At 61.1% G+C, this 11640-nt stretch carries 15 protein-coding genes; 6 read left to right on the forward strand and 9 right to left on the reverse strand.

Going from position 1 to position 11640, the window contains the following annotated elements:
- Nucleotides 1–196: 196 nt before the first annotated feature.
- From DW178_RS02495 to DW178_RS02505, 3 genes are all read right to left on the reverse strand, one after another.
- Nucleotides 197–577 (reverse strand): alpha/beta fold hydrolase, encoded by a 381-nt coding sequence (locus DW178_RS02495; protein ID WP_118349541.1) that lies wholly within the window; start codon nt 575–577, stop codon nt 197–199.
- An 87-nt stretch (nt 578–664) separates the two neighbouring features.
- Entirely contained in the window at nt 665–1033 is a 369-nt protein-coding gene (locus tag DW178_RS02500; RefSeq protein ID WP_118349542.1) for a 3-hydroxyisobutyrate dehydrogenase, read from the reverse strand.
- A 200-nt stretch (nt 1034–1233) separates the two neighbouring features.
- Nucleotides 1234–1494: a hypothetical protein gene (locus DW178_RS02505; RefSeq protein ID WP_147363793.1), complete on the reverse strand. Its 261-nt coding sequence runs from the start codon at nt 1492–1494 to the stop codon at nt 1234–1236.
- Here DW178_RS02505 and DW178_RS11100 point away from each other — a divergent pair, their 5' ends adjacent.
- Nucleotides 1495–1707 (forward strand): hypothetical protein, encoded by a 213-nt coding sequence (locus tag DW178_RS11100; RefSeq protein ID WP_158573991.1) that lies wholly within the window; start codon nt 1495–1497, stop codon nt 1705–1707.
- Nucleotides 1708–2881: 1174 nt separating this feature from the next.
- Here DW178_RS11100 and hcp read toward each other — a convergent pair.
- Entirely contained in the window at nt 2882–4456 is a 1575-nt protein-coding gene (gene hcp / locus DW178_RS02510; protein ID WP_118349544.1) for a hydroxylamine reductase, read from the reverse strand.
- Nucleotides 4457–4617: 161 nt separating this feature from the next.
- Between hcp and DW178_RS02515 the strand changes: the two genes are divergently transcribed.
- Nucleotides 4618–5202, forward strand: a complete 585-nt coding sequence (locus tag DW178_RS02515; RefSeq protein ID WP_286168471.1) for a Crp/Fnr family transcriptional regulator — start codon at nt 4618–4620, stop codon at nt 5200–5202.
- A 76-nt stretch (nt 5203–5278) separates the two neighbouring features.
- Complete coding sequence (locus tag DW178_RS02520; protein WP_286168472.1) at nt 5279–5614, forward strand: VOC family protein; 336 nt, start codon at nt 5279–5281, stop codon at nt 5612–5614.
- 136 nt (nt 5615–5750) lie between these two features.
- On the opposite strand, the gene modD is transcribed toward DW178_RS02520, so the two are convergent.
- The 4 genes from modD to DW178_RS02535 form a co-directional block, all read right to left on the reverse strand.
- On the reverse strand, nt 5751–6593 hold the full coding sequence (modD, locus tag DW178_RS02525) for a ModD protein (RefSeq protein WP_118349547.1): 843 nt from the start codon (nt 6591–6593) through the stop codon (nt 5751–5753).
- Between the two features lie 78 nt (nt 6594–6671).
- Nucleotides 6672–6911, reverse strand: a complete 240-nt coding sequence (locus DW178_RS02530; protein WP_199669225.1) for an ATP-binding cassette domain-containing protein — start codon at nt 6909–6911, stop codon at nt 6672–6674.
- A gap of 4 nt (nt 6912–6915) precedes the next feature.
- The gene (locus DW178_RS11495) at nt 6916–7044 is read right to left on the reverse strand and encodes a hypothetical protein (RefSeq protein ID WP_286168473.1); all 129 of its coding nucleotides are present in this window, start codon (nt 7042–7044) and stop codon (nt 6916–6918) included.
- A 21-nt stretch (nt 7045–7065) separates the two neighbouring features.
- Nucleotides 7066–8208 (reverse strand): aldo/keto reductase, encoded by a 1143-nt coding sequence (locus DW178_RS02535; RefSeq protein WP_118349548.1) that lies wholly within the window; start codon nt 8206–8208, stop codon nt 7066–7068.
- Nucleotides 8209–8547: 339 nt separating this feature from the next.
- Between DW178_RS02535 and guaA the strand changes: the two genes are divergently transcribed.
- The 3 genes from guaA (at nt 8548) to DW178_RS02550 (ending at nt 10595) form a co-directional block, all read left to right on the forward strand.
- Nucleotides 8548–9528 (forward strand): glutamine-hydrolyzing GMP synthase, encoded by a 981-nt coding sequence (gene guaA, locus DW178_RS02540; protein ID WP_118349549.1) that lies wholly within the window; start codon nt 8548–8550, stop codon nt 9526–9528.
- Between the two features lie 206 nt (nt 9529–9734).
- Nucleotides 9735–9944 carry a helix-turn-helix transcriptional regulator gene (locus tag DW178_RS02545; RefSeq protein ID WP_118349550.1) on the forward strand — a complete coding sequence of 70 codons (210 nt, stop codon included), beginning with the start codon at nt 9735–9737 and terminating at the stop codon, nt 9942–9944.
- Between the two features lie 66 nt (nt 9945–10010).
- Nucleotides 10011–10595, forward strand: a complete 585-nt coding sequence (locus DW178_RS02550) for a hypothetical protein (RefSeq protein WP_118349551.1) — start codon at nt 10011–10013, stop codon at nt 10593–10595.
- A 158-nt stretch (nt 10596–10753) separates the two neighbouring features.
- Here the strand turns inward: DW178_RS02550 and DW178_RS02555 are convergent, their stop codons facing one another.
- Nucleotides 10754–11590, reverse strand: a complete 837-nt coding sequence (locus DW178_RS02555) for a DegV family protein (protein WP_158573997.1) — start codon at nt 11588–11590, stop codon at nt 10754–10756.
- Between the last annotated feature and the right edge of the window lie 50 nt (nt 11591–11640).

An 11640-nucleotide genomic window follows, 5' to 3' on the forward strand; every position in this document is an offset into this window, starting at 1 on the left:
ATCGCCGACGCGGCTTACGCCGCACCCCCAGAAACGTTACGCCGTGGAGCTCGAAGCGTTTCCGGACGTCAGCGGAATCTCAAGGCCCGTTCGCCAACTCATGGGCAAGCCATCCGAGACTACTTCCTTTTCCTGTCGATGGCGCAAACCTGCGACCTGCGGTTTTGCGAACGATGGGCAAGCCGCCTCAGATGATTCACTTGTGGTTGCAGCTGGCGGCTTGCGCGCTAAAGGACAGTTGAGATTCAGAACGGGTGTTTTCGGTTCTGTTGAGTTTGCGGGGACCATCCACCACGCCCTTTGGGGCAAAAAATGAAAACTCAACGCCCTGGGTTAAGGTAAGTTTTTGAAGTTGTCCCAGCTTTTGTCCCCGAAGGCGATAGAACACGACATGGTGGGAAGGGGGATCCCACACCAAGCACCTTGCCCGCTGGGAAAAGTAATCAACTTGCTTGTTAAACAAACGATGGTCGGCGGTAAGGCCGGGTAAGAAGACAAGCTGCGCCGTTTCCTCATCGTTTTCCGACACCCAGTAGCGCAGCGCCCCACGCTCGGTTTCGAACTCGCGCTTTCGCATGCATACCCCCTATCGTGCATCAAAGCAAAAGCGCGCGGACCTTGAAGGACCCGCGCGCTCTATGCGCAGCTTGCGACGTGAGATGTATTACAGCTCGATGCGGCCGAACTTCGCAAGCAGTTCGGAGGCGGCGGCGCAGGAGGGGCAATTGCAGTACTTGGCGCCCGCTTCCTTGCGCGCGAACTGTGCTTCGAGCATTTTCGCGGCGGTCTCTTCGCCCATGATTTCCTTCGCCGGGCCCTGGGCGAACGTGATAACGCCGTCAATCGTGGTGGGGCGACCCTCAAGAAAGTCAAGCAGCTTGGTGGTTGCAGCCTCAACAGCGGCGGCGCTGCTATCGGCGGCAACAGCGTCTTCCCAGGCAGCAGCCGCGTCCTTGGTGTCCTGCTTGCTCGTGTCGGCAGCGGCGAGAATGCCCGCGCGTTCGGCAACGAAATCGAACAGTTCCTTTTCCATGATGAACCTCCTCGATTATGTGTATCGTCTTATGGTCATTATAGGATGCCGGCAGCGCACTCCAAGTAGTTACCTCGGGGAAACGTGTCGTCGCGCACCCACGGCGCAAGCTGCCAGCCGCAGTGCGGGCATCGGGGGACGTCCTCGCTGCAAACCTCGAACCCCCGCCATGCCCGCGAGCATGCGCTTTATGACACCGTTTAGCAGTCCCACGCCAAGTTCGAGGATGGCAACCCTGCCGTTGCGATGGACTTGCACAAGGCGCGCGAGCTCTTCGAGCTGGGCCGTGGCGAAGGCGTCTGGATGAGCGAGGCGCAGCTCGTCGATCGACGTGCGTATGTTCCCCTCTCCATGTCAAGCCTGTTGCTAGCGCCGATGATGATCAGATCCGCCTCGGCAAGAATGGCGTCAAGGTCCTTGTAGGGCTCGCACAGCGCGTCGTTGAGCGTGGTGCCGAGCAAATGGCTCCCTCGATCATGGAGAAGACCGGGCTTTCGCGCGAGGACGCCTATCTGATCTTCGTCCACAACGTCCAAGGAAATCTCGCGGTCAACCGCCTGCTCGGGTGGAGGCGAGGGCCCGAGTTCGCCCATGCGCAGGAGCTGCTCGGCGCCTATTCTGAAGGAGGCTTGCAGGCGGTATCAAGTCGTCACGATTCCCATAGCTCATCTTAAACGGGGACCCATTCCAAACAGGCCGCGCGGTTATGCGACCAAGGGCAGATTGGACAACCTGTCAGTAAAACGCTACAGCGTGCTCATTCCGGGATTCGTGGCACCGGCATTTAGGCTTCAGCTTGTCCGGCGCGCGATTCATGTTCGCGATCTCCGACTCCATGCGGGCCTTCCGCTTCTCGAGCACGGCCTTGCGCTGAGGATAGGTGGACAGACCCTCTGCACACCATCCCATATCGGCCGGCAATCCCATTTGCGATATCGCACGCAGCTAAGCCTCGATATGCGAGCTCATGTAATCGATGAACTTCCTGGTGGCGATAGGCATGGTTTCCCAACTTCGCCACTTGCAATCCAGATGGCATCAAGCAAGATCACCCGTTATGAAAATCAGTCGAATCAACCATCTCATCACGTCAAATAGCATATAGAAACATCCGTTTTCGCCTGATGGCATTACAGCGAACTATACGAGATGACATCGACAGCCACGATATCGCGGTCACCGCACAACATGCGATTCCGTGGCCATCAGGAAGATGAATCAATGCTAAATGTCAGGGGGGTTACGTAATAGCTGAGCGCCTCATTTTGGGCAGCGAAAGCTGTTGCCAGCATGCGAGCAATCTGCCCGCGCCGCGAACAGGAGGATAGAAGCGTTCTTAAAAAAACGAGCAAGTCCTAGATTACGAAACGCCTGCCGGGCACAAACCTCTCCAATAGCCGCTAGCGCTAGCGCAAGCGCATCCGCCTTCTTTCCCGAGGAAACCTCCATCATGTGCTTTTGAGCCTTGCCCACCGGAGGAACGGCACGCGGCCTCGACGCTCTTACCCAGGGGCTTTTAGGAAAGAAGACGGTCGGCATACCCAACAAACTTGCTGCTATTTGGGCAGTTTCCTTTTCCCGTCATCGACTCTATCTCAAGGCGGTAAACCGTCGTCCTGTCGATTGCCGCAGGGTTGGAATATGCGTGCCCGCCAGAATGATACTGGTCCATGAGCTGCCGCAACGCTGCGCACCGATACCGGTTATGCCACGACGGCGGCCCGGCTTGCAAACAGCTGGGCCGCCGCGCAGACGACGAGGGCGATCTTGCTAGCAGGGACAAAGGCAGCGACGCAGGTCGCGGTCCCGACAACGAACGAATCCCGCCTAAGGGGAACGATCGATCGGCTAGCCCATGATCTGGGCAAGGTCTGCCTCGGGGGTGGATATGGGGCGGATGCCGTAGTTGTCCACCAGAACCTGCAGCACGCCGGGGCTCACGAACGCCGGAAGCGTGGGGCCCAGGTAGATGCCCTTGATGCCCAAATGCAGCAGCGTGAGCAGGATGCACACCGCCTTCTGCTCGTACCAGGAGAGCACCATGGAAAGCGGCAGGTCGTTCACGCCGCAGCCGAAGGCATCCGCCAACGCGAGCGCGATCTTGATCGCGCCGTAGGCGTCGTTGCACTGGCCGACGTCCAGCAGGCGCGGGATGCCGCCGATGCTGCCCAGGTCCAGGTCGTTGAAGCGGTACTTGCCGCAGGCAAGGGTCAGGATGACGGAGTCGGACGGCGCCATCTTGGCGAAGTCGGTGTAGTAGCTGCGCTCCTTGCGCACGCCGTCGCAGCCCGCCAGCAGGATGAAGCGCCTGATGTCGCCGGACCTGACCGCATCGATGACGGCGGGGGCGACGCTCATCACGGCGTCGTAGCCGAATCCGGTGGCGACGCTGGTGCCGCCGTTGATGCCGGCAAAGGTCCGATCAGCGTCCCAGCCGCCCAGCTCCAGCGCCTTGTCGATAAGGGCCGAGAAGTCCTTGGCGCCGTCTTCGCCCGCCTCGACGGCATGCGCGCCCGGGAAGCTCACGGGGCCGGTGGTGAACACGCGGTCGGCATACGACTCGTCCGGCTTCAGCAGGCAGTTGGTAGTCCACAGGATCGGCGCGGGGAGGTCCTTGAACTCCTTGCGCTGGTTGTGCCATGCGGTGCCGTAGTTGCCTTTCAGGTGCGGATACTTGCGCAGCTCGGGATAGGCGTTTGCGGGGAGCATCTCGCCGTGGGTGTACACGTTCACGCCGCGGCCTTCGGCCTGCTCCAGAAGCTGCTTGAGGTCGTGCAGGTCGTGGCCGGTGACCACGATGAAGGGGCCCGCCTCGACCTTGAGCTCAACCGTCGCAGGCTCGGGCCTGCCGTAGGCGGAGACGTTCGCGTCCTCCAAAGCGGCCATGGCGGCCAGGTTGACCTCGCCGCACTTGAGGACCAAGGGCAGCAGCTCGTCCATGCCCAGATCGGAGCCGACGGCCCTCATGCCCTCGTAGAGAAACGCCGTCACGGCAGGGTCCGACTTCCCCAACGCCTGCGCATGGTAGGCATACGCCGCCACGCCGCGCATGCCGAAAAGCAGCAAGCTCTTCAGGCTGCGGATATCCTCCTGCGCGTCCCACAACTCGCCCATGTCGTACGGATCGAATTCGCCCAGGGCGATAGCCTTGGCGCGAACGCGGCGCTCGAGGGCTGCGATGGCCTCGGGGTCGAAGCTGACGTTGCTCACGCAGGCGAACATGCCCTCGAGCATAAGCCCGTCGGACTCGGAGTCCCCCCTTCCGCCGCTCTCTGCTCGGGCCAGGGCGACCAACGCCCCGGTCAGCTCGTCTTGCAGCCGAGCCGCATCGGCGGTCTTGCCGCATACGCCGGCGGCTCCGGTGCAGGCGGTGCATCCCGCCGTTTGCTCGCATTGGAAGCAGAACATGTTCTCGTCAGTCATTTCGCGCTCCTCAATCAAAGGGTGTCTTTTCGAAGTGACTGCACTATACTGTTGTGTCTCATACGTTTCTGTTGTAGAACCTACAGGTGAAGCCAATGCTTGATATCCCCACTTCTTCTTCGATGCTATTCGCCGGCATAACCCAAGACGAAGCGAGGCTGATGCTGCCTTGCCTTGGGGCGACAAGAAGGGCTTTCAGCCGGGAGGAGCGAATCATGCGCGCCGGCCAGCCCACCGAATACCTCGGCGTCGTCCTGTCCGGGCGCGTACGGATCGAGGTCTCGGATGCCTGGGGCGAGACAACGATCTTGGAGATGCTGGGAGCCGGCTCGCTTTTCGCGCACGGCTACGCCTGCAGCATGGAACCCCTCGACATCGACGTGCTGGCGGATACGGCATGCGAGGTAGTGCTGCTCAAGGCCGAACGTATCATCCATTCCTGCCCCAAGCAGTGCGGCTGCCACGCGCACATATCCTCGAACCTCATGCGCGCCTTGGCGCTAAGCAACCTGGACATGAACCGCCGCGCCATCGCCATGACTCCCAAGACCATACGGGGCAAGATCCTCGCCTTCCTATCGCAGCAGCAGAAGAAAGCCGGCACCCGCGCCTTCGCCATCCCCTACAGCCAGACCAAGCTGGCAAGCTACCTCAGCGTCGACCGCAGCGCGCTGTCGAACGAGCTCTCGAAGCTGCGCAAGGAAGGCGTCATTGACTACGAAGGCCGCACGTACCGGCTCCTGTAGCGCGCAGGCAACTTGCTGACACGTTGCAGCTGACACGGATTTCCGCTTTGCGACCGACGCGAATCCTTGCACTCACGTGCTAGGCAAGGAAGCAACCATCAAGTTCTATCAAGAGGCGCTCGGCATGAAGGTGGTGCGCGAAATGGGCCCCGAGGACGGCTCCTGGACAAACGCCTTCATGGCAAACGACGAGGCGCCCTTCGAGATCGAGCTCACCTGGAGCCGCGGGCAGGTGGAGTCTTATGGCAACGGCGGCAAGGACACCCACACCGCCTTCGCCGTGGACGATTTCGACGCCTTCCACGAGCTTCACGAGAAGATGGGCTGTATCATCCGGGAGAACCCCCGTATGGGCCTGTACTTCATCGCCGACCCCGACGGCCAGTGGATCGAGATCCTCCCCGCGAAATAAGAGTCCCAAGCGCTTCCTCGGGCCGGCAGTGCGAGCAGCTCGATCTCGCACAAATCAAGTGGCGTCCACCATGCTGCCCGTACGCAAGCCCTGAAGCACACGCATACGGGCAGCGCGCAAAAGCCCGAACGCGCCCCTACCGCGCGCTCATGTGCACGCTCATGTCGAGGGGTTTGGCGAAATGCAGGCAGGTGGTGGCCAGGCCGTCCACGCCGGTGGCGGCATACTCGGCCGCATTACCCAGGTTGACGCCGCCGGCGGCGATAAGGGTCACGTGGGGGTTGATGGCCTTGAGCTGCGGCACCAGCTGCGCAACCTGCTCAGGCGCCATCTTATCAAGCTGCACGCCGTCGACGCCGGCTTCCACCAGGCGCACCGCGTCTTCGGTGCTCGACTCGACGAACAGCTTCTTCTCGCAGACCTTCGCCTTGAGCTGCGGCAGGTCGGCGATGAGCTTCTCAAGCCCGCCGTAGAAGGTCAGGTGATGATCGAAGACGAGCACCGTCTCGCTCAGCCCCAGACGGTGCGGGAAGGCGCCACCCAACGTGAGCGCTTTGACGTCGAAGGGCTTGGTGCCGGGCATGAGCTTGCGGGTGGAAAGCACCTCGCACAGCGGGTTCACGGCATGCACGGCATCCACCATCTGCCTGGCCTTGGTGGCAAGCGCGCAATAGTACTCGAAGATGTTCAGGCAGATCTTCCACCCCATATGCAGGCCGGCAGCAGGGCCCTCAACGGTCATGAACACGTCGCCAGGCGCGAGCATGCTGCCGCTGGGAAGCGCCTCGGCCACCGTGCAGCCGAAGCGGCCGAAGATGCGGGCGGCCTCCTCGGTCCCGCAAAGCAGGGCCGCGTCGCGCGTGTAGTACTCCATGCGGCCCGGCTGCCCGCCGATGCCCAGGACATGCGTGGTCAGGTCGATCCCGCTGGGGATGTCGGAGGCGATAAGCTCATCGAGATAGCTGTCCGGGATATACATATGGTTCCTCCTTGCGCTTCCTAGCGCGTGGTTTTCCTTCTTGAAGATGATACCGCTAGCCGCGGCCCAGAAACGCCATCACCTGCGGGCAGAACTCGCGCGTGAACAGCTCATCGGCAGGGCACACGGCCTGCAGCGCGCCATCCTCAGGCCGTAGCCGATGTTCTCCGCAACCGTCATATGTGGGAACAGCGCGTGGTCCTGATACACGATCCCCAACCGCCGTTGCTGCACGGGCAGGCAGCGGATGTCCTTGCCGTCGAGCAGGATGCTGCCGGCGTCCAGGGGAAACGCGCCGGCGATCGCCTCGAGCAGCACGGTCTTACCCGCCCCCGTCTCCCCCCACGATGGCGAATATCTCGTGCGGCTCGATATGCAATTCGTCAACGCGCAGCGAGAAGCTGCCGCGGCGCGCCACCATGTCGCGAATCTCGATGCTGCCGCCGCTCATCGCTTTCCCTCGCATTCCCCGCTAAGCGCCGAACAACGCGGCGGTTTCCTCCATGCGCTGGGCGATGGGCACGCCGAACGGGCAGTTCGCCTCGCAGGCGCCGCATCCGGTGCAGTCCCCGGCGCGAACCTCAAGGGCAAGGTAATGGTCGCGAACGGATGCGGGCACCTCATCCTGCATCTGCGCAAGGTCGGAGTACTTGTTCACCTCGGCAATGTTGATGCCCACGGTGCAAGGCTGGCAATGCCCGCAGTAGATGCAATTGCCGAAATAGGCGTGCTGCGGAGCGCCAGCCAAGATGGACGCGTAGTTTTTCGCCGCGTCATCGGCGGTTTCGTACGCCAGGCAGCCTACGCATTCCTCGATGTCCCTGAACCCGGCCAACACGGAGGCGACCGCGGGGCGAGTCAGGCAATAATGGCAAGCCTGCACGGGGGTCATCGCCACGCCGAATGGCGATTTCTCGGCGTCGAACAGGCGCCCACCCGCGAACGGCTTCATGACGGTGATGCCCACGCCGTTTTCCTCGCACAGCGCGTACAGGCGCTTGCGCTGCGGGTCCATGTTCTCAAGACCGGGCTGGTACTCATCCTTGAACAGGTCGTTGATGTCCTCGGAAGCGGGCAGCATGTCGTAGGCGGGGTTGATGGAGAACATGATCATCTCGATGTCCGGCGTAACCGCAGCCCGCAGCGCAACCTCGGGGTTATGCGTGGACAAGCCGATGTGATCGATGCGCCCGGCGGCCTTCTCGGCGCGCACGTACTCGATGAACGGGCCGTTCATGATTTGCTCGAACTCGACGACCGCGTCCACGAAGTGGATCAGCCCCAGCTCGATATGCCCGCCGAAGCACGACAGCAACTCCTCCCATGCCGGGATCACCGCGTCCATGTCGCGCGTGCGAGTATACTGACCGTTTTGCCAGGTGGCGCCGAAGTGGCCTTGCACAATCCACTTGTCGCGATGCGCGCAGACGGCGTTGCCCAAAACCCTGCGCACCGCCGGATCGGCCATCCAGCAATCCACGATGTTGACGCCCTGCTCCGCAGCGAAATCCACCAAACAGGAAACCTTCTCCTGGTCGTCACCCGGCATCCACTCCGCGCCAAAGCCGATCTCGCTGACCTCAAGCCCCGTCCTGCCCAAACGCCTGTAGTTCATGGAACCCCCTCCTTCGCTTGATACCGTACCCGTATCCTACCAGGAGAAAACCCTGCCGGGATGCATCGGCAACGCGGCTGCTCCCGCGCCGGCACTGCAAGGGCGATTCCCGTAACCGCGCAAAACGCGCGGCCTCATGCCGTCGAGAGGGAATCGAATGTCACCTCCTGACGACATGCGAGCACGACCCGCCTGTCGCCGAGCGCAGGAATCCGCTGCTCGACCACAAAAAAGCCTGTCTCGGCAAAAGAAAACCTGGACCCTGCCGCATATAATATGGGGCTACGACTCATGTGCTGCGCACGGCAGCGCATACCCGCGAACTAAAAGGAGCTCTGCATGGATCCGAACAAGCGTCCCGACGACATGGTGCGCATCACCACCCCTGAACTCGCCCAAGCCTTCATCGACGAGCAGGTTGCCGCAGTCCGCGAGCAGATCGGCGACAAGAAGGTCCTGCTGGCCCTTTCCGGCGGCGTTGACAGCTCCGTCGTCGCAGCGCTGCTCATCAAGGCCATCGGCAAGCAGCTCATCTGCGTGCACGTGAACCACGGCCTCATGCGCAAGGGCGAAAGCGAGCAGGTCATCGACGTGTTCAAGAACCAGCTGGACGCGAACCTGGTCTACGTGGATGCCACCGACCGCTTCCTGGGCAAGCTCGTCGACGTCGAGGAGCCCGAGGCCAAGCGCAAGATCATCGGCGCCGAGTTCATCCGTGTGTTCGAGGAAGAGGCCCGCAAGGTCGGCAACGAGGTCAGCTTCCTGGCGCAGGGCACCATCTACCCCGACATCCTGGAGTCCCAGGACGGCGTGAAGGCGCACCACAACGTGGGCGGCCTGCCCGACGATCTGCAGTTCGAGCTATGCGAGCCCGTCAAGCTGCTGTATAAGGACGAGGTGCGCGTGGTCGGCCGTGAGCTCGGCCTGCCCGAGAACATGGTCGAGCGCCAGCCCTTCCCCGGCCCCGGCCTGGGCGTTCGCTGCCTCGGCGCCATCACCCGCGATCGCCTGGAGGCGCTGCGCAAGGCAGACGCCATCGTGCGCGAGGAGATCGACAACGCCGGCCTGACCATCTGGCAGTACTTCGCCGTGGTGCCCGACTTCCGCGCAACCGGCGTGCGCGAGGGCAAGCGCGCCTACGACTGGCCCTGCATCATCCGCTGCATCAACACGGTCGACGTCATGACAGCCGAGGTCCCCGAGCTCGACTGGGCGCTGCTCAAGCGCATCACCGCCCGCATCACCGCCGAGGTCCCCCGCATCTGCCGCGTGTGCTACGACCTCACCCCCAAGCCTGTCGGCACGGTGGAGTGGGAATAAACCCGCAACATATCGCCTATCCAAGGCGCCTTGCTCTTTGCAAGGCGCCTTTTTCATGAGGAATCGTCTGTAGTGCTTCTTGCAACGACGAAGAACGTGCCGTACTTACATTTCATATTGCAACATATAGTTGACATTAAGATTTGGATGCAATATATTTCTGTCATGTTGCAACGGATATCTGTTCATACGTCGAAAGGAATCCCATGCCAGGCAAGAAAAACCTATGCATGAAGGCAGCGCGCGCAGCGGCCGGCCTTTCGCAATCCGATTTAGCCGAAGCCGTCGGCGTCACACGCCAAACCATCGGCCTTATCGAGGCAGGCGGTTATAATCCCACGCTCAATTTATGCGTTGCCATTTGCAAAACCCTTCATGTCACCCTAAACGACCTTTTCTGGGACGAAGAACGCTAACCCGTTTTCATCGTTCCCAACCCAGCACGTTACCCAAACCAAGACATATCCTTTTAGGAGAGAATCATGAAGCTGCAAAATATGAAACTTGCCCAGAAATGGCGCGAATACGCCGGCCCGAAGGACGAGCGTCTTGAGGCCGAGAACGCGAAAATCTACAAGCTTGGGTTCATGCTGCTATCGTTCGGAATGCTCACGTTGCTTGTGTATCAAATCATGGCCCAGCAGGTAGCATGGGTGCACGATGGCGCCGGCGAAGCGTTTCGCCTCTTCGCAAATCCCGTTGACGCCGTCATGTACGCATGGCTTTTCATCGTGATGACCGTCTGTGCCGTGCTGCAAACGAGGAAAGGCTATGTCGACACCAACCGCTTCGGGCAAACAGAGCACATTCCCACGGGCTATTTCCTGCTCATTTCGGGCATCACCGGCATCGCAAGCGCACTCGCCATCGCTGCTATGCGCTGCATCGCCGAGACGCAGATCGTACCGATCGAAAGCGTCTTTTGGGGAACGAACCTGGCAACGGGCGTAGTGTTCGGCGTGACCATCTTCGTTGCCGTATTCGGTGCGCTGTGCCTGGCATTCTTTGAGGCAAAACAGCGCCGCGCGAAAATCGAAGCGGAACTAGACTGCCCCGACGACCTGTAACCTAAAAGAGCGGGATCCCTGCCCTATACCACCCCGTCAGGGAAATATAACGAGCCGCGCCCAAACAATCTTTTTGGGCGCGGCTCAACCGTTTCTGAAACGCTGTATTGTTAATGAAACCGAATCTTTGCAATCAACGACGCACGGCAATCTACGAGCTAAAAGCCGACGATCAGGCCGCCGCGTTCGGCGTAGTAGCTGCAAAGACCCCTGGTCGGGAGGATTTCGATCCAGGAATCCTCCCATGCGTTCAAAATACCCTCTTTAAGAGCCTGGGCAACAGCATGGTTGTCGCAATGGCTGATGGCAACGTTGCCGCCGGCAAACCCGCGCTCCCTCATGCACTCGACAAGCGTGCGAACGGTGCGCTTCGGGCCGCGCGTCTTGCCCTCGACAACGATTCGACCCTCGTCGCTTGCGCTGCCGATGCCCCACATGCCAAGCGCCTTGGCCAGAAAGCCCGCCATCTTGTTCATGCGGCCGTTTTTAATCAGATTGTCGAAAGACGAAAGCGCGAAGATCACCTTGGTCTTATCCAGAAACGCGTTCGCTCGGTCCACCGCCTCGTCGAAATCGACGCCCTCACGGGCGAGCCTTTCAATCTCACGCACGCAAAGGACCAGCTCAGGACCGGTAGAGCGGGAATCCAGCACGGCGATCTTCTTGTCCGGGTCCGCTTCAAGCGCCAGGTCGCGAGCGGTGAGCGCGCTGTTCATGCTGCCGGAGAGCTGCGACGAGATGGTGATGGCGAAGGTGCGGTCGGCTTTCTCGAACTGCTCAAGCCACGCACCCGGGGCAGGGCACGAGGTGTAGCTGGCGGTCTTCTCCTGTTCCATATCGCGCAGCATCTCCTCGATATCGAGCTGCTCGTCATCGGTATACCCGCGAACCCCGACGCTGATCGCGAACGGCACGCTGGATAGCTCGATCACGTCGGATCGATAGTCCGAGGGGATAAGGTCGCAGCTTGAATCCGTGACCACGTTCCATTTCATGAAGGCCGTCCTTTCCCGATGCGTCAGGGCGCCCGCATGAGACAGGCGCC

The organism is Eggerthella sp. AM16-19, assembly GCF_003474385.1.
Classification (GTDB): Bacteria; Actinomycetota; Coriobacteriia; order Coriobacteriales; family Eggerthellaceae; genus Senegalimassilia.

Coding starts and splice junctions, on each gene's coding strand:
- DW178_RS11100 (WP_158573991.1), top strand. CDS start 1,495: ATGGCTCCCTCGATCATGGAGAAGACCGGGCTTTCGCGCGAGGACGCC.
- DW178_RS02515 (WP_286168471.1), top strand. CDS start 4,618: ATGCTGCCTTGCCTTGGGGCGACAAGAAGGGCTTTCAGCCGGGAGGAG.
- DW178_RS02535 (WP_118349548.1), bottom strand. CDS start 8,208: ATGAACTACAGGCGTTTGGGCAGGACGGGGCTTGAGGTCAGCGAGATC.
- DW178_RS02555 (WP_158573997.1), bottom strand. CDS start 11,590: ATGAAATGGAACGTGGTCACGGATTCAAGCTGCGACCTTATCCCCTCG.
- DW178_RS11495 (WP_286168473.1), bottom strand. CDS start 7,044: ATGAGCGGCGGCAGCATCGAGATTCGCGACATGGTGGCGCGCCGCGGC.
- DW178_RS02500 (WP_118349542.1), bottom strand. CDS start 1,033: ATGGAAAAGGAACTGTTCGATTTCGTTGCCGAACGCGCGGGCATTCTC.
- DW178_RS02545 (WP_118349550.1), top strand. CDS start 9,735: ATGCCAGGCAAGAAAAACCTATGCATGAAGGCAGCGCGCGCAGCGGCC.
- guaA (WP_118349549.1), top strand. CDS start 8,548: ATGGATCCGAACAAGCGTCCCGACGACATGGTGCGCATCACCACCCCT.
- modD (WP_118349547.1), bottom strand. CDS start 6,593: ATGTATATCCCGGACAGCTATCTCGATGAGCTTATCGCCTCCGACATC.
- DW178_RS02495 (WP_118349541.1), bottom strand. CDS start 577: ATGCGAAAGCGCGAGTTCGAAACCGAGCGTGGGGCGCTGCGCTACTGG.
- DW178_RS02550 (WP_118349551.1), top strand. CDS start 10,011: ATGAAGCTGCAAAATATGAAACTTGCCCAGAAATGGCGCGAATACGCC.
- hcp (WP_118349544.1), bottom strand. CDS start 4,456: ATGACTGACGAGAACATGTTCTGCTTCCAATGCGAGCAAACGGCGGGA.